The following is a 23,117-nucleotide window of genomic DNA, read 5'->3' on the forward strand; positions in this document are numbered from 1 at the left end:
AACACTCACCTTTTGTTTGCTAGTCTACTGACTTATACGGTAGCTTTTGTTTAAGCTGCTGCATATAAATTTTGATATTATTCGCTTCTTGTAGCGTAAAGCTGTGGATCGCTTGTCTAAATTCCAGATGAGCGATCTCATGATTGGAAAAAGTCGCTACAGGTTCAAAACCACGAGACACCTTGTGCTCCCCCTGTGCCCCAGCATCAAACACCTGTAAACCATGATTAATGCAGTATTCAATACCTTGGTAATAGCATGCCTCAAAATGCAAACCGTCAACATCAGTCAAGGCTCCCCAATAACGTCCATATAAGTGGCTACGAGATTTAAAATAAAGCGCCGACGCAATAAACTGCTCTTCACTGTCTCTTACAACAAGTAAAATGACGTTATCGGCTAATGTGCTACTTAAGCTTTTGAAAAAATCTAAATTGAGATAACCATAGTGACCGGAGCGTTTTGCATAGGTTTGCTGGTAACAAGCGAAAAACTGTAACCATAACTCAGCGGTGATCTCTGCGCCTTCAATAAATTCAAAATGTAAATCAGCAGCTCGTACTTTTGCGCGCTCTTTTTTAATTTCTTTACGCTTTCTGGAACTTAATGCTGCTAAAAAACTATCAAAATCAGCATAGTTACGGTTAAACCAATGAAACTGTGTACCAACTCGCTGTAGACTTTGGGTTTGAGAAAAGTGCTTAAACTGAGCTTCAGGCAAAAATAGGCAATGCCAACTTGAAAAACCATATTCTACTAAACATTGATTAAGCGTATCAGCAACTAGATGGTAGATTTGTTGCCTTTCTTGCTCAGTTTTATCTGTTGTTATACCTAAACGCTTGCCTGCGGTGGGAGTGAACGGAATTGCAGATAACAATTTAGGGTAATAGGTTAATTGCTGGCGTTCATAAGCATCCGCCCATGCCCAATCAAATACATACTCACCGTAAGAATGCGCTTTAATATAGAGCGGCATGACGGCAACAATATTGGCCTTATCTCCAGTCTCTTTAACTAGCAGGTGCAGCGGCGTCCAGCCTGTTTTGCTGCAAACACAATCACTGCTTTCAAGTGCCAATAGATATTGATGACTATTAAATGGATTGTCATCAGCCATTAAGTTATTCCAGCTATCAGCGGGAACTTTTACGATGGCATCAACAAGTTCAACCTCATAAGTCGGATTACAGTTTTTCTTAACCCCCTCTTCATTTGGTTGCTCTAACCCTGTTTGTTTACTATCCATTTTAGTCAAATACTCTTCCTTAAAAGCTAACAATTATTGGTATATTTTTTTGTTATTTAATTTTTAGGTTTATTCGACCTAAGGCTAACCGTGCCAAAATTTAACCCGTACAGCCCCTAGCGAGGCTTGCATTTAGCGCGAATAAGCGTCACATTGCGTTTATCTGTGGCTAGTTACCCATTTAATTAACAACAATATAGTGATTGACCTCAGATTATAACAATAAAGATAACCACTGTTAGCTTGAAACTATTTTGACCTCAAACAATAGCAAGGACCCTACATGAGCGCCATTACACCTAGGCTTGCCAAACCTAATGCATACCGCCAATCATTATTTAAAACTTACTCATTTAAGTCACTCGCTTTAGCAGTCGCAGTGGTTATGCCACTGACGGTTGCGAGCAGCTCATTCGTTCAAGCTAAAGAACCATCAATTTATAGCCATATGGCGACCGCGCAGCCTGTATGGGCAAAGCATGGCATGGTTTCTAGCCAAGAAGCACTTGCAACTCAAGCGGGAGTCGAAATACTTAAGCAAGGCGGTAATGCAGTTGATGCTGCAGTAGCGGTAGGTTTTAGCCTCGCGGTTACTTTGCCAAGAGCTGGCAATATCGGCGGTGGTGGTTTTATGCTGGTTCACCTAGCAAAGCCCAACAAAACGATTGCGATTGATTATCGAGAAATGGCACCAAGTGCAGCACACCGTGACATATTTATCGGTGAAGATGGCGAACCGGTAAAAAAATTAAGCCGTGAACATGGCCTAGCAGTTGGCGTACCAGGAACGGTAATGGGGATGGAGTTGGCCTTAGAGAAATACGGCACCATGACCATGAAACAGGTCACTCAAGCTGCTATCGATATGGCTCAAAATGGTATTGCTGTTACACCTGATCTACAAGCATCACTTTCAGGATTAAAGCGGCGCATTGCACAGTGGCCAAGCTCTGCTGAAATCTTTTATAAAGCCGATGGCACTAATTACCAAACCGGTGAAATTTTAAAGCAACCTGAACTTGCGCATTCATTATCACTCATAGCTAAATATGGCAGCAAAGGCTTTTATCAAGGTGAAACAGCAGAAAAAATTGTTGCTGCAATTGATGCAGCCGGTGGCAATATGACCTTAGCGGATTTAAAAAACTACAAGGTCGTTGAACGTGAACCTGTGGTTGGTGAATATCGCGGTTATCAAGTCGTTTCAATGCCGCCGCCCTCTTCTGGCGGCATTCATATTATTGAAATGCTCAATATGCTAGAAACTTACCCTATCGATGAGCTTGGGCATAATACCGCCGCCACATTGCACTTAATGACAGAGGCAATGAAGCGTGCCTATGCCGATCGCAGTGAATATTTAGGTGATCCGGACTTTTATGATGTGCCAGTAAAAGCACTCATTAGCAAAGATTACGCTAAACAACTGGCCAAACAGATCGCCATTGATAAAGCGACGCCAAGTAGTGAAATCAAGCCCGGCAAAATCGCCCCCTATGAGAGTAATCAAACCACCCACTACTCAGTGGTAGACAAATGGGGCAACGCTGTATCCAACACCTATACCCTAAACTTCAGTTACGGCTCAGGGCTTGTCGCTAAAGGAACCGGAATTTTACTCAATAATGAAATGGATGACTTTTCAGCTAAACCAGGCACGCCAAACGGTTATGGCTTGGTTGGTGGTGAGGCCAATGCGGTAGAAGCTCACAAACGCCCGTTAAGCTCGATGAGCCCAACAATTGTAATGCAAGATGGTAAGCCTTATATCATCACTGGCAGTCCTGGCGGCTCACGAATTATCACCACAACGATGCAGATCATCATGAACGTGATTGACCATAATTTAAATATTGCCGAAGCGACCAATGCACCGAGAATTCATCATCAATGGCTACCCGATCTATTGCGTGTCGAACATACGCTTAACCGTGACACCCAATCCTTGCTTAAAGCAAAAGGTCATGAGGTTAAAGTCAATAATGCGATTGGTTCGACTCAGTCAATTATGGTGACCGAGCAAGGAATATTTGGTGCTAGCGACCCCCGCCGTGCGGGTAGTCAAACACTGGGCTATTAAAGTGATTTGCTCTAAATGCACCTAAGATATAGTACGAAAGCCCTTATAAAGTAAGGGCTTATTTATATAACACTAAGCAAGCTACTATATAAGCAATTACGTTAGCCCACACACAAATCAAACGCTAAGTCACAGTTTTATTAGCCATAAAAATCTAGGATGTTCTGCAATCGATAAACGCGACTATGCGGAGAAACAATGAGCCCTACAACACTTACAACAGCTAAACCGATTATTCTTGATTGCGATCCAGGTCATGATGACGCTATTTCATTGATTTTAGCCATGAGTAGCAAAGCACTAAAGCCATTGGCTGTCACGACTAGCGCCGGCAACCAAACCCCAGATAAAACCCTAAACAATGCGCTACGAATTTTAACCTTGTTGGAGCGCCATGACATCCCCGTTGCAGCCGGTGCACCTAAACCACTCGCACGTGAATTGATTATTGCTGACAACGTACACGGTGAAAGCGGCTTAGATGGCCCGAAACTGCCCGATCCAGCTTTTGAACCATTAGCTATATCAGGTATTGAATTAATGGCTCAAAAAGTGCGTGAAAGTGATGAGCCGGTAACTTTGGTGCCATCTGGTCCACTGACGAACATTGCACTATTTCTATCGACCTACCCAGAACTTCACTGCAAAGTTGAGCGCATTGTACTAATGGGCGGTGCAGCCGAAGCAGGTAACTGGACTCCCGCTGCAGAATTCAATATTTTTGTCGACCCAGAGGCCGCTGATATTGTTTATAAATCGGGGATCCCAATCACCATGTGTGGTCTTGATATTACCCATCAAGCCCAAATAATGGATGAAGATATTGAACGTATTCGAGTTATTCCAAACCCAGTAGCTAAGTGCGTTGCCGAATTATTGGACTTCTTTATGATCTACCATAGAGATCCAAAATGGGGCTTTGAAGGTGCACCACTGCACGATCCATGCACCATAGCTTGGTTACTAAAGCCAGAACTATTCAGCTCTTATGATTGCTGGGTCGGCGTAGAAACTAAGGGCGAGTATACTCAAGGCATGACGGTAGTTGACCGTTACCAATTAACCAACAATCCGCACAACACCCAAGTGTTATGCAAACTTGATAGACAAGGTTTCGTTGACTTAATTGTTGAGTGCTTAGAAGCCTACAACTAGCAGTAGCGCTATCGCTTAGTACGAAAAAGCTCCGTAAAACGGAGCTTTTTTATGACATTTAAAACTGGGTTACTCTGCTAAACCCAAGGCTTCAAGCCTTTGCTTTGCCAATATATATCTTGCGCGAACATCATCAATTTGTTGCTGATTTAATTGCTTGCCAAGTGTACGCAATCCACCGGCTTCATCATTGTGGTGAATACCAAAAGCAAACTTAAGGTATTCTAGCAGCAATGGTTGAGCATCAAGGTATGAGATTGAGTTCATTGCTTGAGAAATTTTATTAGCTTCTGCCCAGTCGCCATTATTAACGTATTCTTGCATGGTTACGCTAGCTTTCGGGAATATACAACCAACACCTGTGATGCCACCACATGCACCAGCAAGACCTGCATGTACAGTTACCGTATCTACACCAGCCAAGATCTTTGATTCTTGGTTTTCTAACATCAAGGTTTCAATAACTGACACATCTGTAGTTGATATTTTAAGTGCAGTGACTTCTGGAAGTGCTGCTAATTTTCTAAGCAGATCTGTTGAAAGTGCGTGATAACCAGCTGCATCAGGATTGTTATAAGGCATGATAGTGACGCCCGCCTCACTTGCTGCTGCAGCAGAGAGCGCATAGTAAGCATACATTTCTTCATCTGAAGGCGCTTGCTTGGTTTTTGGTGGCATAACCATGACAGTATCAACGCCAACGGTGGCTAACTCTTTAACTATTTTAGCAAGCTCTTCTTTAGTCTCAGCAGCAGCGCCGCTGATCAATGGAACGTTAAATTCCTTAGCGACTTCAGACAATGCCTTAAGTAATGAAAGGCGCTGCTCAGAACTCAGGTAGCTGTTTTCCCCTAGAGTACCGGAGCCAACAAGGCCGCCCATTCGAGTTCCACCTTTACCTTGAACTCTTAAAATATCTGCAGCGTATTTTTGTGTCGCAACGAGATCAATTTCGAGGGCACCGGATGCAGACTCTTTTAACCATGTAAACACCGCCGGCATCACCGTATATCGCCAATCTGTACTACTTGTTTCCATTGCACTACCTTTTATTCAAAAATAATTAACAGTTTGAATATATCGTATAAAATATACCAAGTAAAATAGATAAGTTGAATTCGCTTCATCAAGCGAGAGGCTTATTGAAAACTACCCCTTGTTGAACATCAACTATTTGCAGTGCTCATGCACGTTACGAGTAGGATCACTTGGCTTATATATCTATTATCGTTCCAGCATAACAATAACCAACGAGCAGAAGCGTTAGCAATAGTCATTGCGCTGTTAACTTGTACAGCTATCGGTACGGTTTTAGATTAGCAAAATATATATACAACCAAATGCTAAAATAGATGCAGCATGTCTCACGATAGCACTAATTAGTGCTAATCATGATGTAAGTATGGAGGAATTGACTCTGTCAAAGTGAAGCAGCTTATCTGAGTAACGACGCTCAAGATAAACGATCATAAAACCTTGTAGCGACTATCCTTCAATAGCAGTCATTAGCAAACCTGATCAAAATAACTCTGACTCTAATGACATGTTTATTGCTAAAGCAGCACGTCCGTCTGATTAGTTATTAACTGTGTATTCTAAACAAACGGTCGCACTTTAAGAGGATAATCACTTTATTAGGGCTGTAAAAGAAAGCTTATTGGCGCTTGTAGCCAACTTCAAAATCCTATTTAACTAGATCTTTCTTTGTACGCTCTGCTCCCAGAACTGCTGTGATAAATGATTTGTCTTAGCTGATAGTCGTAAAACTTGCTCACCACGTTCAGCCGCATTTCTAGTTTGCTCTAAACTCTCAAGCGATAACTCACTTATCACTTGAATGGATTGGCTAATTTCAGTTGCAACCGTTGTTTGTTGCGTCATTGCACATGCGTTTTCGTCACTCATGACATTCATTTTGACAATCGATGCCCGCAGCGCTTCAAAAGACTCATCTACTTGCTTGGCTAAATCAACAGACAGCGCGGCTTTATGTTGCCCGGCTTCCATCGCTTTGGTCGCCATCGCAGTACTATCACGGAACTTGCTGACTATCGCTTCAATGTGCGATGTCGATTCGCTGGTTCGGCTGGAGAGTTGACGAACTTCATCTGCGACAACTGCAAAACCGCGGCCAGATTCACCAGCCCTTGCAGCTTCAATTGCCGCATTTAAAGCCAACAAATTTGTTTGCTCAGCAATGCCGCGGATCACTTCTAATACTTTATTAATATCTTGGCTATCTTGCTCAATCGATGCCACTACACTAGCAAAATTACCCACTTCATCTTTTAATTGGTTAATTGAGTCTATAACACGTTCAAGCAAGTCATGACCTTGTTGTGCAGAGACATTACTGGCTGACATTTCTTGCGCCGCACTGTGAATATTCTGACTCACTTCGCTAAAGCTTGCGCTCATCTCTTCCATCGCTGTCGCAGCTTGGCTCGTTTGCTGGCTTTGGCTATCTGCACGCTGGCGGGTGTTGGCAATTGTGTCATTTAAGCTGGCACTTAACATTTCAATAGAACCCGCAGAATCCGCCATACGCCCAACCACACCGCCTGTTTCAGTTAATAAGAATTGCAACGCAAAACTCACCTTGCCAATCTCATCTTGACGGCCAGTAAACACGCCTGTCGCTAATGGATCGCTAACAACAGCCTGAGCTTGTGCCACTAACTTAGTGAATGGCTTAAGTAATATGTTTAAGCCTAAACCCGCAGCTGCACACATCACTACTGCTGCTAATATTGGTGAATATTGGGCTAGCATTACCGTAGCCAAAACAGATCCCAGCGTCCAAGCGTACAATTTAGCGCTAAAGCCCAAGATTGGCTTTTTGAGTGCTCGTGGCTGTTTGCCTTCATTTACCGCTTTGTAAATGGTTTGCGCCCGCTCAATTTGTTCAGGCGTTGCTTTGCGCCTTACCGATTGGTATTCGTGAATTTTGCCATTTTCATATACAGGTGCAATATAAGCGTTAACCCAATAATGGTCGCCGGATTTAGTGCGGTTTTTAACGATACCAACCCAAGGTTTCCCCTGTTTTACCCTATCCCAAAGTGAGCCAAAAGCGGCTTCAGGCATATCTGGGTGGCGCACTAGGTTATGAGGTTGGTTTTGCAGCTCACCAAAACTATAACCACTAATATTAATAAACCCTTCATTGGCGTATTTAATGTTACCGTTTAAATCCGTCGTTGACAGTAATATACAGTTGCCGGTTAAGGTTTTCTCGATTTGAGTTACAGGTTGGTTATTGCGCATAGAAGTTGCGTTCCCGCTGATGAAAATCAGCGGTTATTCTGACAAATCCGTCATGTCAAGGCATTGATAACTATCACGAAATCAATGCCTAATATCGAGTAAATACCGGCTTAGATCACACTACGGCAACAGCTTAATCAAAAATGTAAAACACACCGCCAGCAGATGTTATGACCAAACATGATAGAGACTTGTTTTTAATTGATTACTTAGCTGCTAATTCGATAAAAGCGGCAGTATACATTTTCAAATTAAGCATAAATTGCTTATAAGTAATAAATTCATACTCGCTGTGTCCGGTATACTCAACGCCCGGCATTGCGGGGCCAAAACTAAGCGCATTAGGGAATAACTTACTATTGGTCGAACCGCCAATTGCAACCGGTTGTGGGTTTTCAATTCCGGTGTAATGCTCAAATACATCTAGCAGCGTTGCTAAGTGCGGTGCATCTTCCATAACCATAGGCTCGCCCCAATACGTTTTTAGGTTACTAATATTGACTTGGTTTGTTGCTTGCCACTGTTTAATTGCTGCTTGAGCTTGCTGTTCAAGTAGCTCTTTATCTTTGCCTTTAGGGCGTCTGAGGTTTAGGGTGATATCTGTCCCCTGCTCACCTTGTTTAACTATCGTTGCCGCAAGGGTCATATGCCCCATAAAATCGTCTTTATAGGCAATATCTCCAAATTGCTCTGCATACAGCCCTAATCCCACCATATCAGCAATAAATTGCTGCGCTGATGCGGCGGTTGATTGTGGCCACTTATGGATAGATAACAGCTCAGCTAAATGCGTTACGGCATTGACACCATCTTCCGGTGTAGAAGAGTGAGCAGACTTACCATTAGCGTAGATTGTTAGCTTTTCAGCGCTCTGCTCAAATTGATAAGCCATTTGAGTTTGCGTTGCAGCCTTTGCTTTCAAAGCAGTTAACAGGTCATTATTAACATGATTAATAACAGCACTCGCCTCTTGTGGTACTTGGCTTGCGAATGAACCACCTTGGAAATCGATAAGTTGCGGTGAGTTACCCGCACTATTTACGGGATCCTTAGCTAAAGTGAACGCTATCTGGCTCCAACCCTTTTCGGCAGTAACCACAGGATATTCTGCATCAATCGTGATATTGATATCGGCAGGAGTAAACTCTTTTAAGAACTCTCTAAGTGGCTGCCAGTCCGACTCCTCTGCCATATAAACCATTAACTCGATACGCTTATCGAGCGCTATTTGTTGATCTTTTATGGCTTTCATAGCAAACATCGCTGTGACGATAGCGCCTTTATCATCTTCCGTGCCACGACCAATAAGTTTTCCCGGCTCAGATACACTATCAAGCTCATAGGGACTTTTCTGCCAAAATTTTGGATCTGCTGGTTGCACGTCACCGTGTGTAATCACTCCAAGTTTATCTTCACTGTCACCAAGACTGATTAATAATACGTAGCCATGATCAACAAAATCTAAACCTAGCTCCTGGCTTAAACGTTTGAGCTGGTTTTTAAAGCCAATAAACTGCGGGTTTGTGTCAGGGGTTAATCCATCAATGGCTTCCGTATTAAAAGCCACCAACTTGGCTAAATTATCGACCATAGCTGCTGAGTATGTATCTACTGCATAATTAGCAACCTGATCTGAGCGAAGAGAAACCTCATTGGCTTGGCTAATAAAAGAACTTGCTAGCAGAGTTGTAACAACACAAGAAGTGCGCAATATGCGAGATAATGTCATGGCTTTTCCAATTGTTATTATTATGTTTTAAAACGGCAGTTTGCCATAAATAACGCTAGAAAACGTGCAAAAAATAGCTAATTGAACGCTTTGTTACAAAGTTTGCGTATTTACAATAGATCTCACACCTTTAACCGTGATATTTAAAGAAGTTAACGTCTACGTAATTTAAAAGGCGATTTTTAAAACAAGTTAAAGTCGGGGATATAAATATGAAGGGATTAACCCTCAAACCAGTTGTGTCTGCAGTTGCGCTAGCATTAGCACTAACGGCATGTAGCGCGTCGAACACTACGACAACGACCCAAGAAGCACCAAACGTCGTTGCAGCTCAAATTATTGAAAACAACGCAAGCAACCCATTTTTCAAGCCATACGATACTTACCTCGGGATCCCTGATTTCGATAAAATCAAACCAGAGCACTACCTACCTGCTTTTAAAGCTGGTATTGCCCAGCATAAGGCTGAAATACAAGCAATTATCGATAACCCTGCTGCACCAACATTTGCCAACACTATCGAAGCGATGGAGTTCTCTGGCGAACTAACGACTAAAGTAGCCAGTGTTTTTTATAACCTAACTGGTGCTGACACTAACGAGCAACTTCAAGCAATTTCAAAGCAAGTTTCACCTATGTTGTCAGCTGCCAGTGATGATGTGCTATTAAACGATGCTTTATTTCAAAAAGTTAAAGCCGTTTACCAGCAGCGTGATTCACTGAATCTTAATGTGGCTCAAGCAAAATTACTTGAAGATACATATAAATCATTTACTCGTGGTGGCGCAAACCTAAATGACGCAGATAAAACTAAGCTGCGTGCGCTAAATGAGCAGATAGGTAAATTAAGCCTAGAATTTGGCGACAACCTATTAGCTGAAACCAATGCGTTTGAGCTAGTTATTGATAACCCAGCAGACCTATCTGGCTTGCCAGATGACGTTATCGCAACTGCTGCACAAACAGCAACAAAACGCGGCCATGACGGCAAATGGGTATTTACCACTTCTCGCCCATCGATTACGCCTTTCTTAACCTACGCAGATAACCGCGAACTACGTGAGAAACTATATAAAGGTTATATCGAGCGTGGCAATAATGATAACGCTAACGACAACAAAAAGATCCTAGCCAAAATGGCCGCGCTGCGTGCTGAACGCGCGCAGTTAATGGGTTACAAAACCCATGCTCATTTTGTTCTAGAAGAGCGAACAGCTAAAACGCCTGAAAATGTTTATACCTTACTAAACAAAATCTGGCCTGCCGCATTAGCACAAGCAGAAGCAGAAGTTGCTGACATGCAAGCCCTTATCGACGCAGAAGGCGGTGATTTTAAGCTAGCTGGTTGGGACTGGTGGTACTACTCAGATAAAATCCGTGTAGCAAAATACAGCTTCAATGAACAACAAACTCGCCCATACTTCTCGCTTGAAAACACTTTGCAAGGTGTGTTCTACACCGCAAACCGTTTATTCGGCATTACATTAAAAGAGCGTACCGATCTACCTAAATACAATGATGAAGTACGTACTTGGGAAGTGTATGACAAAGACGGCGAGCTAATGGCTATCTTTATGGGCGATTATTTTGTGCGTGACAGCAAGCGTGGTGGGGCATGGATGAACTCTTACCGTCAGCAGTACAACATGAACGGTGTAGAATCTAAACCAATTATTGTTAACGTGCTTAACTACCCTCGTCCAGCCGGCGATGAGCCAGCACTGCTAACCTTTGATGAAGCAAGCACGCTATTCCATGAATTTGGTCACGCACTACATGGCATGCTTTCAGATGTTCAATATCGCTCACAAGCCGGTACGTCGGTACCACGTGATTATGTAGAGTTCCCATCACAAGTAATGGAAAACTGGATGACTCAGCCTGAAGTACTGGCCCAGTTTGCTAAACATTACAAAACAGGCGAAGTGATCCCACAAGAGCTAGTTGAAAAGATCCAAGCAGCAAGCAAGTTCAACCAAGGCTTCGCAACTGTTGAGTACATGGCAGCAACAAAGCTTGATTTAGACTGGCACACTGTGACTGACTTTATGCCAAAAGATGCGGCAAAATTTGAAGCCGAGTCTCTAAACAAGATGGGATTAATTGCTGAAATTGCACCGCGCTACCGTAGTACCTACTTCTCGCATATTTTTGCTGGTGGATACTCAGCGGGTTATTACAGCTACATCTGGTCTGATATTTTAGGCGCTGATGCCTTTGAAGCCTTTAAAGAAAATGGAATTTTCGATAAAGCGACCGCTGATGCGTTTAGAGATAACATCCTATCTCAAGGTGGCAGTGAAGATCCTATGCTGCTTTACAAGCAATTCCGTGGTAAAGAAGCAGGCATAGACCCATTGCTTCGCAGTCGTGGGCTATTAGCTAAGTAAGCTATCAGCACGATTTAGCAAAAAAGGTACGTCAATGACGTACCTTTTTTATAAGAAAATGACTAAGCTGCTGGAATTAACAACTGATAAAGCCAACGCGCGCCGTAAAACCCTGCTGTCAACCCCGCCAAAATACCAATTACAAACATAAATAACTTGAGCCGCTTTCGGTTTAGCTCTGAAACGAGTTCAGCAAGCTCGGCGTCTAGCTCAATCTCTTTAACTGAAGTCCTATTAGGTTCCATCGTTAAGCCATTCCTTGTCAATAATGCTTTGAGGACAATAGCACTATTGTAGACTAGTTAAAGTTAACTATAGGTATTCAATTTGGTGTGCAAATGTTTCAAAGCCATTATCTACAACCATTCTATTCCACTTCGAAACGGCACTGCTTATTGGGTTGTGCCAGTTTAATATCATGCTGATTTAATACTTGCTCAGTTAGTTTTATGAGCTTATGTCTATCGACAAGGGCACGATTCAAGGCTGCAGGAGAGTCAAACATAAACCGGATAACTAGGCTACTAGATACTTATGCAAAATCGACCTGGTGGGTTAACCAACTAAAACCGCTATCCTGCAGTTTTGCTCGCTCACATACAATGGTTAACGCGCTACAAATTAATTTATCAATTTTCTTTTCTGTTTTAGTCATTCATAGCCCTCTGTTTTTATTATCGCCTTAGCTTATCAGTATGTGCTGCTCACACAAACGAGTAGCCATTCATAATGATTGAATTTCAGTTTCAGACGCGGTAAAACAATAGTTACCATCAGATAAAAAAGTCATGAATGTGAGCACTCTTCCCTATTCTCAATCTTGTGAAAATAATAAATCAGCCATTGCGGCAGTGATAGAGCCTTGTTTTAGTCAAGCTACCCAAGTCATAGAAATAGGCAGTGGCACCGGCCAACATGCGGTGCATTTTGCCAAATTGATGCCCCATTTAATTTGGCAAACCACTGATCAAAGCGCTTACCATGCGGGTATCAATGCTTGGCTAGCCGAAGAGCCAAGCCCAAACTTACGTCCACCGCTTACCCTCGATGTTAGCCAACCATGGCCGGTTAAAGCGCTCGGAAAACCGATTATTGACGGCATCTTTAGTGCAAATACCTTACACATTATGTCTAAAGCTATGGTTGAGGACTTTTTTAAAGGAATCGGCGAGCATTTGGCGCTACACGGGCAACTGTGTATCTATGGTCCGTTTAACTATAATGGCCAATACACCAGCGATAGCAATCGTAACTTCGATTTATGGTTATATGAGCAAAATAATCAAAGCGCTATTCGCGATATAGAGTGGATTATTGATTTAGCCAATCAGCAGGGCATAGTGTTGATCACAGATCACCCTATGCCTGCCAATAACCGTTTACTTCACTTTGAAAAGCAGCGTGAAATATAAACCGCAGTTCACATTTAAGCCGCTAATATCTGGCGTAACTCACACAGGCTACTCACTTGGTAATCTGGCGTAATGTCATGGGGCTTTTCAGCACCATGACTATTAAGCCAGCAGGTATGAATACCGGCATTAATGCCGCCTAAGATATCCGAATGCGGGTTATCTCCCACCATTAATACCGAGCTTCTCTCAGGATCACCCATCATAGATAACGCATGATTAAAAATTCCGACATCGGGCTTGGCAATTCCCACCTCTTCTGAGATCACTAACGGCGAAAACCGGTTGGCTAAGCCCACTTTTTCCAAACGCACGTTTTGCAACTCTGTAAAGCCGTTGGTAATGATCCCCATATTCACTCGCCCTGTTAGCGAATCAATCAGTTCTTGTGCCCCGGGGAGCAGTTGACAAATGTCCGCCATAGCGCTTAAAAAGCCGCTATTAAGCGTTTGAGTTGAAACTGTTAGTTTGTCTGCCCATTCGGTAAAACGAATATTTTGTAGTTCTTGCGCGGTCAACTTTCCATCTTGATAGTCAACCCAAAGCGGTTGATTAACCGCTTGGTAGTGAGCAAAATCTTGCAGGGTAAAATCAACATCAAATCGAGAAAACATCAGCTGTAAGCCTTGAAAAGCATCAAAATGAAACAAGGTCTCATCAGCGTCAAAAAGTACCCATTTATACTGCATGTCTATCCTAATTAAATGAATACAGCAATCGCTGTTTATTTTTGTAAATACCGCCCTAAGTGAAAGAGCGATACATAATACCAATCAACAAAAACATTAACCCGCACTGCGAAAATATAGTGGTTTAGAGGCACCGAGTGAAAAGCTCTGATTAGAGCAAGCTCTAATACTGATTGGCATAGGGTGCGCCAAGGTTAGCTCAGTTGTCCCCTCCTTGTCTAACCCATTTATCAAGGCAATAAAAAGCGCCTATCGTAATCAAATTTACGCTAGACGCTATATTGGCCGTTTATTTACAGTAACTGTTGCAGCTAGATTTCGACACTTAATTATACTGTGGTTCTATTACAACCCGCTGAATGACTAAAAAGCGCTATCAGCAAACTCAATAATATCTTCGCTGGCTAGCTCTATTTGCTTAACTAAGCTTGTTGTTTGCACCGCCCAATAACCCATAAAAAACTTAGCCGTTGCCAGTTTATCATGGTAAAAAGCACTATTTTTAGCGCCTTCATCTAAGCGCTGTAGCGCTTTTTCCGCCATTCGAGTCCACATCCAAGCTAGCGCAGTGATCCCCGAAATTTGCAAATAAGCCATAGAAGCTGCGCCAATCACATCAGGATTTCTCGCTGCCTGAGTCACGATATAGTTGGTTGCTTTTTCCAGATCAGCAGCGGCACTCATTAAACCTGTAATGTAAGGTTTCATGGCAGTTTGCTGACTATTAGCTGCGATCAAATTTTTAACTAATTCAGACCATAGCTTAAGGGTTTCGCCTTTATCTGCCAGTAGTTTTCGCCCAACAAGATCTAAAGCTTGTACGCCATTGGTTCCTTCATAAATCATCGCGATTCGACTATCACGCACAAACTGCTCCATGCCCCACTCATGAATATAACCGTGACCACCGAAGACTTGTTGCGCATCTACGCAAGCTTTAAAACCGAGCTCTGTAACAAAACCTTTTACAACAGGTGTAAATAAGGCAGCTAATTGCGCGGCGGATTTCGCTTGTAAAGGGTCACTATGTCGCTCAGCCTCATCAAGCCACAAAGCTTGCTGGCCCATTAATGCACGGCAACCTTGATTAAATGCTTTTTGCGATAACAACATTCGTCGCACATCACCATGGACTAATATGGAGTCAGCCGCTTGCTCTGGCTGTTTTACGCCACTTAATGCCCGCCCCTGCACACGATCTTTGGCATAAGCTAACGCATTTTGATAAGCAATCTCAGACACGCCTAAGCCTTGTAAACCAACACCTAACCTTGCTTGATTCATCATGGTAAACATCGCGCGTAAGCCTTGGTGAGGTTCCCCCACCAGCTCACCGATAGCTGCATCAAAGTTCATCACACATGTTGAATTACCGTGGATCCCCATCTTATGCTCAAGACTTGCGGCACTGACATTATTTGGCTCGCCTAAGGTACCGTCGTCATTGATGAGCAATTTAGGCACCACAAACAGAGAGATCCCTTTCACCCCTTTTGGCGCATCTGGAAGCCTTGCTAGCACCAAATGAACAATATTGTCGGTAAGATTATGATCACCAGAGGAGATAAAAATCTTCTCACCACTAATCGCATACTTATCATCAGCAACAGGAGTGGCTTTTGTCCGCAATAGCGCCAAATCCGTTCCTGCATGAGACTCTGTAAGGTTCATGGTGCCAGTCCACTCACCACTAACTAACTTTTCTAAATATTTCGCTTTTAGCGCATCATTACCATGAGCATGAATAGCAGCGTAAGCACCATGAGTTAAGCCTGGATACATAGCAAAAGCCATATTGGTTGCAGTCTTCATCTCAGTCGCAAACACGCCAACAACTTCAGGAAGTCCTTGCCCCCCATACTCAGGATCACAGGTGAGAGTTGGCCAACCGTTATCAATGTACTGTTGATAAGCATCTTTAAAGCCTTGCGGCGTAACAACCTGACCATTTTCTAATCGGCAGCCCTCAACATCGCCACTACCATTTATTGGTAACATAATCTCAGTGCTAAAATCAGCTACACCTTGAAGTACGGCATCAATTAACTCAGGGTCAATCTCTTCAAACCCTTGCAGTTCGGGCTTTTGATAAATATTCAGTAACTCTTGCAAAATAAACTGATAGTCTTGCATTGGCGCTTGGTAGATAGGCATAAAACATCCCTTTTTTATCGTTTCTTATAATTAATGGTCGGTGCTCTGACCAGCTTTTAACCAACATAACCAAATTTGTACAAAAACACAGCTACTTTTTGTCTCGTTAATGAGTGTTCCCGCGAACTCGCAGCCACCGCCACGAATGCAGAGCTCACTCACTTCCCCCGAAAACGGATCTCAGCCAATTATTCAGTCGCGTAATTAGACGCTAAATCACTCAGTTGGCAGCATTAAGCTCGTTTTATCTTGCTAATTAGCTTTTGTTTGCTCAACAGAACAGCATTACCGCAAATACGTGTAAAAGAATGCTTATCGCGCTTAAAAAAACGGGGTAAGCTAAGCGAACTAAATGATGATAACGCTTTGAAAGGACAACACCTCATGGGTTCGGTCACAACCAAAAAACACGAAAATGGATTAGACTACGTCGATGTAAATACCCCTTTGTGTAAAGCTCGAATTTTTCTTCAAGGTGCACAAATTGATTATTTTGAACCTGTAGGTCAAAAGCCACTACTGTGGGTTTCAAGTGCAGATGATTATCAACCTGGAAACGGAATTCGAGGCGGGATCCCGGTCTGTTGGCCTTGGTTTGGTATGTCCGACAATCCAGACTTTCCTCAACATGGTTTTGCCCGTACTCGTATTTGGTCACTAGAATCAGTGAAAATGCACGATCAAGTTGTTGATCTAAAGTTTAGCCTTAACATTAGCGAAGAAGATAAACAGTACTGGCCCCACGATACTGAAGTCGCAGTGTTAATGACACTAAGCGATACCTTAAGCGTCAGCCTAGTTAATACCAATCACAGCGATTATGAAGTAAGCCTCACTCAAGCATTACATACCTATTTCCCTATTGAAGATATCCATCAATTAAAGGCTACAGGCTTTAGCGGAGCTAAATATATTGAGTTTGGTGAGGGACCTTTCCCACAACAGCAAGATGACGTTGATTTCATCAAAGAAACTGACCGTGTATATACCGAGTTAGCAGAAGTTCAACAGTTGCATACACCCAATGGCATCATTGAGGTTAAGCGCGAACATAGCAGTAGCGCTGTACTTTGGAATCCTTGGATTGACAAATCAACTCGTTTGTCACGATTTAACAGCGATGATTATCTCACTATGGTTTGCTTAGAAGCTGCAAATGTACTTGAAGATAACGTTGTTTTAGCGCCAAACGAAAGCCACACTTTAACAACCCACATTCGTTGGAAGTAAGCTCCTAGTGAGCTTAATCAGTAGATAACTGATAATGTTAACTTGGTCAGCAGTGTCATTTGTTCACTGCTGACCATTTAAGTTAATTTGCCCCTCTTTTCCACTCATATTGATGGCTCACCAAGTCAATTGATATCCAACTGCTCTCCTAGCATTGGACCGCTAAATTGAGGTGTTGTATCACTATGATGCTCACAATTATGAGTATTCACAGTCGCGATAGAAAATACAAAAATAATAAAGAACAATAGATTACCAAATAAAAGGTAAGGCAAATTTCCTGAAGTTCTTATTGCTATGGCTACACCCGCCACTAAATTTAACCCTAACAATGCAAACATCATATTGACTAGCAAGTCTGCACTCTCTATCACATGCAAATAATGAAAAATTGCCATTAACACCAATAAGCAGCTGCAAACAGCAGGAACAAAAATTAACAACCACGCAAGATTTCTCAAAGTTAACCTCATATTTGTCAATACTGCTGACTAAATCTGTAACCTACAAAGTTTTTTAGCCAAAAGAACAACGAAACGGATCCGTCACGCTCTTTGTTGAGCAAATCAGTAACAAATGGTTCAACTTGTATCAGTCAAACTTGCAATCTGCGTCCTTTTATTCGAACTACATCACATTTTATCAGCTATCGTCAGCGACTCTCAGTCATCACAAACAAAGCAAAACCCGTAAATTAATGTGTTTTGTTGCTGATTTAAGGTGTTAGAATCAAGTGACTATACTCAGGAGCAGCCAGTTACAAATTTCCACTTCAATGGCATACAGCAACAAAGCTAAGTTTTAGCAAACAACAGATGGGATCTTGCCAGTGCAACAGGCGAAACAAAAATCTTGGCGGCAACAAGCGAGTCGATACCTAATCATCGCTTTGGTTAGCTGTGGATTAATGATTGCTATCGTGTTGGGGATAACGCTGAAGTTCTACCAAAAGATCGCTCTTGACCTTGCTAACCACTATTTAGCTAACTATAACACGCAAGTCTCACAGCTCGCTTTTCGGCCCAAAAGCTTAAATCAATGGCATATTTCAAACATAAAACTCAAGGTTGATGACACTGACATCACCCTAACAAATGTCGATTTAAGCTTTGCCAAAGACACAAAACCTTGGATGATGAAGGTCAGCGATGTAAAGGCTTTATCTGTTGATAATGTCGAGGTTGAGCTGGCACCTGATGCGTTATGGCTTTCAGAGTCATCGTCTAATGCTACGGGGCCTGCTGTTGGTCTTGATTTTGATTCTCTGCCCGAGCTTAAGCTTAATCACACCCGTATTACCCTTAAAGGCGTTGAGCCTGATAGACTGACAGTGGATCTACAAAACCTCAGTTTAAATAAATTTGGCCAACTTAATAGCCAGATTAATGTTAATCAGAAGCCGCTACTGACATTAGCAGCAGAGCTAAGTGACACTAAGTGGCGTACACACAGCAGCTTAGATATCGGCTTATTACACTCTTTTATTCGACAACTTGCAGCAAATGAGCAGGTGCTATTACACAACAATAGCGCTGTAGCGGCTTCAGGCCAAAGCCTACTAGCACCGCTATATCAGCTTGCTGAAGCAATAGATAACAAACATATTCAGATTAATGCCATTCTCAATTCGACATTAAGCTTGGATCTAAAAACAGCGCAAATTAGCTCACAGCACAATTTTAGCCAAACCAGTATAGTATTGGAAAATTTTGCACACGCTGTGCTAAAACCAATAAGTCTTGATCCTGACAAAGAAAATAAGCACACAGATATAAGCATCGATATATCAGGCCATATTACTGAACCCACACTCACTTTGTCTGCTTTTACGCTGCCGCTATCGGTTGAGAGTGATGCTCAGCTACAAAAGCTCCTCAAAAAACTCAATGACAAGCCACTTGCCCAAGGGTTCAGCCAGTTGTATCAACAGTTGCGTTTAACTAGCAAAACAGAGCTAGCTCGCCAAACAATGCATCCAGAATTTGTGCTCAGTTTATCTAAAGGTTTAACTTATCGCTTTGCAGAAAATACGCTAATGGCACCGTCGCTATCGCTCAGCCTTAAACACAGTAAACTTCAAGCAGAAATGGCCTTAGAAGCGATAACTTTGGCAGCAAACAACACAGAATCAAGTTTCCAACTCGATGCTGATTGGCTATTTAGCGCAAACCATGAGCAAACATTAATCCTCAACAATTTGTGGCCAACGCTTAAGCAACTCCCCTACCAAATCAGTTTTGATAACTCGACCGTTAGCCTTGGCGGCAGTTTGGCGTTTAACCAATCAGCGACGGCTCCTCAGTTCACGATTAGCCTTGCTAAAGGTGCAGAGCAAATAACAAAAGGGATCTTACTCACACAGTTAACCACTCAAGGTAAGCGAACACAAAATGAACCAGAAGACGCAATAAAAACCAAGCTACACATTGCCCAGACTCAATTAACTCTCAATTCAGCGATTAACTATCAATTAAAACTAGCTGATAAAGCTGAAACTATTAATCACAGTACACTGACTTTACCTAAATTAAGTTATAAGTTAACTGACCTAAATGCTAAATTGCTAACCCACAATGAGCTTGAGCAACAATATGAACTGAGTATCGCCAACGCGAAACTTGAGCTACACAAACTGATGCAGCTAGCATTTAACTCAGCAAGCAGCGACATTACGTCAAACCCTATTCAGAAAGCTAAACAGCAACACACTCAAGCGCGTATATCGCTTGCACAACAGTTACTCTCACATAAGCTGAGCAACCAATTAAGTATCGACGTAGCAGATATTAAGCTCGATAAAGCTGGCTACAACCGCCCCGAAACCAAAAGTAACCAAAATAAACAATTTGCTAAGAGACGCCATTCAAAACAAAAGCTCGCTGAATTTAACTCAATTAAGCTCTCACAAAGCTTGCGTTTGGACCAACAACAAATTCATACTGATGAACTATGGCAAATCAACGATTTAAGCTTAACTAGCCAACATGGCCTCGCCCTCCAGCCTAGTAACTTAAAACATTTCAGCCTTAACGGTGACTGGCAATTTAATAGCGAGTTTGCACCTATCTTGGCTTTCTTAAGCCAAACAGATAGTTTACCTGATGCTCTTGAGATCGATGGTAACGCAGAGGTTGCTTTGCACTATCAATTACAACAAAGCCAAAATCTCGCATTTAACGCAAGTTTAGCGCCGCAGGTGCAAGAGATCAGCGGAAGTGTAAATAACCTGCCGTTTGAAGGCGGTAACATGAGCACTCAATGCCAATTTAACTGGCAGCAAGATCACCACAAACAACGTAAAAGTGTTTTTAACTGCGACAATATTAATCTATCACTGCAAGCATTTAACCCTGGCGTGTTAATCACAGATATTGGTGCTGTAGCAGCTGTAAAGTTTGAAAGTGGCTCATATGCGGCTGAATTAGAAAGCGAGTCAAATAATGAGCCATCGAAAAACAGTAATAACCTGGCTTTAGCTAAACATTTACTTGGTGTGAAACAGGCATCTGTAGCATTAACAGCAAAAGGAGATTTACTAGGAGGTCAATTATTGATCCCTCAGTTTCAGTTAAATCTGAAACAACCCTCCTCCGCATATTTTGTACTACAACAGATCGATCTCGATCAACTACTTGCAATCCAACCACAAGTTGGTATTGCAGCAAGTGGTATTTTTGATGGGGTTTTGCCTGTACGTATAGAAAATGGCAAGGCCAGTGTTAGCGGCGGTCAACTAGCAGCTCGCGCCCCAGGAGGCTTAATTGCTATCGGTAATAACCCTGCTGTTGAGCAAATGCGTCAAAGCCAACCCTATTTAGAGTTCGCTTTTTCTGCACTGGAACACCTTAACTATTCACAACTGTCGAGCACCTTTGATATGGATCCCCTTGGAGATGCCATACTTAAGGTCAACGTAAAGGGAAAAAGTCGCGGCATTGAACGCCCTATCCACTTTAACTATTCTCAAGAAGAGAACATGTTACAGTTACTGAGAAGCTTACAAATCGGCGATAATTTACAAAATCAAATCGAACGCGCAATAAACTAATTAAAAACCAATAACGGCTTGTATTAGCCCTTTTATCTCTTTATAAATTAACGGATACCAATATGGTTCAGTCAAATAAGGAAAGGATAAGCCAATGAAAACATTGCATCGTCCTAAAACACTACTCAGTGTCATGTTAGCGCTCTATGCGTTGGTGGGTTGCAGTCCAACGGTTAAAATTGAGCCACCAGACAAGCCGATAGTCATCAACCTCAATGTTAAAATTGAGCATGAAATAAAAATCAAAGTCGACAAAGAACTCGATCAACTGTTGGCCGATGACGAACTCTTTTAAGCAAAGGAATAATAGGAGACCCCCCATGAAGTCAAAACTAGTTGTGCTTATTGCCAGCCTATTACTTAGCTTTAATGCCTTTGCGATATCTTTACAGGACGCCAAAGCACAGGGCTTAGTTGGCGAGCAAATTAATGGTTACCTTGGTGTCGTTAAAAACTCTGCTGAAGCCAAAGCAGTGGTAAGCTCGGTCAATGCCAAACGCAAATCCCATTATGAAAAGATCGCCAACAAGAATCAGATCTCTGTCAGCGACGTCGCGAAACTCGCAGCCGAAAAAGCGATCCAAGCGACCAAGAAAGGCCACTATATTCAAAACAGATCGGGCAACTGGGTTAAAAAGTAAGCCGATTTTATCTGCTTTTAACACTCACGCTCCATTTTAGTCATGTTGGCAGCTGTATCGATTTGGACTGCCAACATGACTCACGGTTTCGCTATCACCACAGTCCTACCCAGCTATTGAAACCCTAGCTAGACTCAGCTATTATCGCCATTTTCTTATCTAGTTGATTAATAATGACAAAATATACAGAATACAAAGTTGTTCATATTGTTGAAGGTGGCTGTGGCACGATTTTTCTTGGTGCTAGCGGCCTACCAATCCAAAAAATCGAAGCCGAAATGAATAAGTACGCTCAAGACGGTTGGCAGGTTGTTTTCCAAGTATTAGAGCAAAAGCGCTTCATGCTATTTTGGAAACGCGAAGCTGTCATACTGACCCTTGGGCGATAAGTTTGTTTAAGCAAATATCCCTCAAACTGATCCACCGCTACCAAGCTAGTGGTGGTTCAAAGAAGCTATTAAATATTGAGTGTAATTTCGAGCCTACCTGCTCAGAATATACCAAGCAGTGCATTATAAAATATGGTGCGCTTAAGGGCTGGCAACTTGGATTATCGCGTATTAAGCGCTGTAATCAGCCTGATCTTTGCCACAAAATATTTGACGAGGTGCCTTAGTGCAGTACTTACAGCCATGGGATGAATTAGAAGACCAAGAAGAGCAATTGCGAAGCCGAGTCAACGCCTTAACCACTGAACAGAGAAAAAACTATTACCGACAGCAAGCGGCTCAGCTTAAAGATCCTGATACTTATGCCTCTCTAAACTGGTTATTTTTAGGCGGTTTTCATCATCTCTACTTAAAAAAATATCGTTTATTCGCCATTGAGCTCAGCTGTTTAATCATAGCAATTATCGGCCTATGTCTGGGTTTCTACTATGCAGGGTATTTACTGATTGCCATTGCCATTTTCGAATTACCACAACTATTTTTCTCACAAAAAATCGCGCGGCAATATAACTATCAGGTTTCATCTGAATTATTAAAAAAGATAATGTCATAGCAATCATTAATGCGTAAGTTCAATTCGTTAGAGAGCAGCTTAACTTTCTAGCATTAACATGAAACATCGCT

The 23,117-nt window shown here is 42.3% G+C and carries 20 protein-coding genes; 11 read left to right on the top strand and 9 right to left on the bottom strand.

The window, feature by feature from the left end; genetic code table 11:
* Positions 1-19: 19 nt before the first annotated feature.
* Entirely contained in the window at positions 20-1,258 is a 1,239-nt protein-coding gene (locus L884_RS0107560) for a GNAT family N-acetyltransferase (RefSeq protein WP_281171836.1), read from the bottom strand.
* 376 nt (positions 1,259-1,634) lie between these two features.
* On the opposite strand from L884_RS0107560, the gene ggt reads away from it, so the two are divergent.
* Together ggt and rihA are read left to right on the top strand one after the other, a co-directional pair.
* Complete coding sequence (gene ggt, locus L884_RS0107565) at positions 1,635-3,329, top strand: gamma-glutamyltransferase (RefSeq protein WP_051435582.1); 1,695 nt, start codon at positions 1,635-1,637, stop codon at positions 3,327-3,329.
* 198 nt (positions 3,330-3,527) lie between these two features.
* Positions 3,528-4,484 (top strand): pyrimidine-specific ribonucleoside hydrolase RihA, encoded by a 957-nt coding sequence (gene rihA, locus L884_RS0107570; RefSeq protein ID WP_028766927.1) that lies wholly within the window; start codon positions 3,528-3,530, stop codon positions 4,482-4,484.
* A gap of 69 nt (positions 4,485-4,553) precedes the next feature.
* Here the strand turns inward: rihA and L884_RS0107575 are convergent, their stop codons facing one another.
* From L884_RS0107575 to L884_RS0107585, 3 genes are all read right to left on the bottom strand, one after another.
* Complete coding sequence (locus tag L884_RS0107575; protein WP_028766928.1) at positions 4,554-5,522, bottom strand: dihydrodipicolinate synthase family protein; 969 nt, start codon at positions 5,520-5,522, stop codon at positions 4,554-4,556.
* A 654-nt stretch (positions 5,523-6,176) separates the two neighbouring features.
* Positions 6,177-7,751 (bottom strand): methyl-accepting chemotaxis protein, encoded by a 1,575-nt coding sequence (locus tag L884_RS0107580; RefSeq protein ID WP_051435568.1) that lies wholly within the window; start codon positions 7,749-7,751, stop codon positions 6,177-6,179.
* 205 nt (positions 7,752-7,956) lie between these two features.
* Positions 7,957-9,480, bottom strand: coding sequence for a dipeptidase (locus L884_RS0107585; RefSeq protein WP_051435569.1), 1,524 nt, complete (start codon positions 9,478-9,480; stop codon positions 7,957-7,959).
* 212 nt (positions 9,481-9,692) lie between these two features.
* Here L884_RS0107585 and L884_RS0107590 point away from each other — a divergent pair, with 212 nt between their 5' ends.
* Positions 9,693-11,870, top strand: coding sequence for a M3 family metallopeptidase (locus L884_RS0107590; protein ID WP_028766931.1), 2,178 nt, complete (start codon positions 9,693-9,695; stop codon positions 11,868-11,870).
* Between the two features lie 62 nt (positions 11,871-11,932).
* On the opposite strand, the gene L884_RS0107595 is transcribed toward L884_RS0107590, so the two are convergent.
* Positions 11,933-12,115, bottom strand: coding sequence for a hypothetical protein (locus L884_RS0107595; RefSeq protein ID WP_028766932.1), 183 nt, complete (start codon positions 12,113-12,115; stop codon positions 11,933-11,935).
* Between the two features lie 287 nt (positions 12,116-12,402).
* A complete protein-coding gene (locus L884_RS23395) occupies positions 12,403-12,525 on the bottom strand; it encodes a hypothetical protein (RefSeq protein ID WP_281171837.1) in 123 nt (40 codons plus the stop codon).
* Between the two features lie 139 nt (positions 12,526-12,664).
* Here L884_RS23395 and L884_RS0107605 point away from each other — a divergent pair, with 139 nt between their 5' ends.
* A complete protein-coding gene (locus L884_RS0107605) occupies positions 12,665-13,282 on the top strand; it encodes a DUF938 domain-containing protein (protein WP_028766933.1) in 618 nt (205 codons plus the stop codon).
* Positions 13,283-13,296: 14 nt separating this feature from the next.
* Here the strand turns inward: L884_RS0107605 and yjjG are convergent, their stop codons facing one another.
* Both yjjG and L884_RS0107615 read right to left on the bottom strand, forming a co-directional pair.
* Positions 13,297-13,971 carry a pyrimidine 5'-nucleotidase gene (yjjG, locus tag L884_RS0107610; protein WP_028766934.1) on the bottom strand — a complete coding sequence of 225 codons (675 nt, stop codon included), beginning with the start codon at positions 13,969-13,971 and terminating at the stop codon, positions 13,297-13,299.
* A 363-nt stretch (positions 13,972-14,334) separates the two neighbouring features.
* Complete coding sequence (locus L884_RS0107615; protein WP_028766935.1) at positions 14,335-16,125, bottom strand: acyl-CoA dehydrogenase C-terminal domain-containing protein; 1,791 nt, start codon at positions 16,123-16,125, stop codon at positions 14,335-14,337.
* A 384-nt stretch (positions 16,126-16,509) separates the two neighbouring features.
* Between L884_RS0107615 and L884_RS0107620 the strand changes: the two genes are divergently transcribed.
* Positions 16,510-17,355, top strand: coding sequence for a D-hexose-6-phosphate mutarotase (locus tag L884_RS0107620; RefSeq protein WP_028766936.1), 846 nt, complete (start codon positions 16,510-16,512; stop codon positions 17,353-17,355).
* A gap of 125 nt (positions 17,356-17,480) precedes the next feature.
* Here L884_RS0107620 and L884_RS0107625 read toward each other — a convergent pair whose 3' ends face one another.
* Entirely contained in the window at positions 17,481-17,816 is a 336-nt protein-coding gene (locus tag L884_RS0107625) for a hypothetical protein (protein WP_156925669.1), read from the bottom strand.
* A 368-nt stretch (positions 17,817-18,184) separates the two neighbouring features.
* On the opposite strand from L884_RS0107625, the gene L884_RS0107630 reads away from it, so the two are divergent.
* The 6 genes from L884_RS0107630 to L884_RS0107655 all read left to right on the top strand — a co-directional run bounded on the left by L884_RS0107630 (position 18,185) and on the right by L884_RS0107655 (position 23,046).
* Positions 18,185-21,403 (top strand): intermembrane phospholipid transport YdbH family protein, encoded by a 3,219-nt coding sequence (locus L884_RS0107630; RefSeq protein WP_028766938.1) that lies wholly within the window; start codon positions 18,185-18,187, stop codon positions 21,401-21,403.
* A gap of 94 nt (positions 21,404-21,497) precedes the next feature.
* A complete protein-coding gene (locus L884_RS0107635; protein WP_028766939.1) occupies positions 21,498-21,698 on the top strand; it encodes a YnbE family lipoprotein in 201 nt (66 codons plus the stop codon).
* A gap of 25 nt (positions 21,699-21,723) precedes the next feature.
* Positions 21,724-22,044 carry a YdbL family probable chaperone protein gene (locus L884_RS0107640; RefSeq protein ID WP_028766940.1) on the top strand — a complete coding sequence of 107 codons (321 nt, stop codon included), beginning with the start codon at positions 21,724-21,726 and terminating at the stop codon, positions 22,042-22,044.
* Positions 22,045-22,217: 173 nt separating this feature from the next.
* Positions 22,218-22,433: a DUF4177 domain-containing protein gene (locus tag L884_RS0107645; protein ID WP_028766941.1), complete on the top strand. Its 216-nt coding sequence runs from the start codon at positions 22,218-22,220 to the stop codon at positions 22,431-22,433.
* Positions 22,434-22,435: 2 nt separating this feature from the next.
* Positions 22,436-22,660 (top strand): membrane protein insertion efficiency factor YidD, encoded by a 225-nt coding sequence (yidD, locus tag L884_RS0107650; protein WP_028766942.1) that lies wholly within the window; start codon positions 22,436-22,438, stop codon positions 22,658-22,660.
* The gene (locus L884_RS0107655) at positions 22,660-23,046 is read left to right on the top strand and encodes a hypothetical protein (protein WP_028766943.1); all 387 of its coding nucleotides are present in this window, start codon (positions 22,660-22,662) and stop codon (positions 23,044-23,046) included. Before yidD ends, L884_RS0107655 begins: the two co-directional genes overlap by 1 nt.
* Positions 23,047-23,117 lie beyond the last annotated feature (71 nt).

Origin of the sequence: Shewanella fidelis ATCC BAA-318, from assembly GCF_000518605.1 — a bacterium.
In the GTDB taxonomy this organism is placed as follows: Bacteria; Pseudomonadota; Gammaproteobacteria; order Enterobacterales; family Shewanellaceae; genus Shewanella; species Shewanella fidelis.

Bases quoted from the DNA above. Each gene is read 5' to 3' on its own strand.
- ggt (WP_051435582.1), top strand. From the start codon at position 1,635: ATGCCACTGACGGTTGCGAGCAGCTCATTCGTTCAAGCTAAAGAACCA.
- rihA (WP_028766927.1), top strand. From the start codon at position 3,528: ATGAGCCCTACAACACTTACAACAGCTAAACCGATTATTCTTGATTGC.
- L884_RS0107575 (WP_028766928.1), bottom strand. From the start codon at position 5,522: ATGGAAACAAGTAGTACAGATTGGCGATATACGGTGATGCCGGCGGTG.
- L884_RS0107580 (WP_051435568.1), bottom strand. From the start codon at position 7,751: ATGCGCAATAACCAACCTGTAACTCAAATCGAGAAAACCTTAACCGGC.
- L884_RS0107585 (WP_051435569.1), bottom strand. From the start codon at position 9,480: ATGACATTATCTCGCATATTGCGCACTTCTTGTGTTGTTACAACTCTG.
- L884_RS0107590 (WP_028766931.1), top strand. From the start codon at position 9,693: ATGAAGGGATTAACCCTCAAACCAGTTGTGTCTGCAGTTGCGCTAGCA.
- L884_RS0107595 (WP_028766932.1), bottom strand. From the start codon at position 12,115: ATGGAACCTAATAGGACTTCAGTTAAAGAGATTGAGCTAGACGCCGAG.
- L884_RS23395 (WP_281171837.1), bottom strand. From the start codon at position 12,525: ATGACTAAAACAGAAAAGAAAATTGATAAATTAATTTGTAGCGCGTTA.
- yjjG (WP_028766934.1), bottom strand. From the start codon at position 13,971: ATGCAGTATAAATGGGTACTTTTTGACGCTGATGAGACCTTGTTTCAT.
- L884_RS0107615 (WP_028766935.1), bottom strand. From the start codon at position 16,125: ATGCCTATCTACCAAGCGCCAATGCAAGACTATCAGTTTATTTTGCAA.
- L884_RS0107620 (WP_028766936.1), top strand. From the start codon at position 16,510: ATGGGTTCGGTCACAACCAAAAAACACGAAAATGGATTAGACTACGTC.
- L884_RS0107635 (WP_028766939.1), top strand. From the start codon at position 21,498: ATGAAAACATTGCATCGTCCTAAAACACTACTCAGTGTCATGTTAGCG.
- L884_RS0107640 (WP_028766940.1), top strand. From the start codon at position 21,724: ATGAAGTCAAAACTAGTTGTGCTTATTGCCAGCCTATTACTTAGCTTT.
- L884_RS0107645 (WP_028766941.1), top strand. From the start codon at position 22,218: ATGACAAAATATACAGAATACAAAGTTGTTCATATTGTTGAAGGTGGC.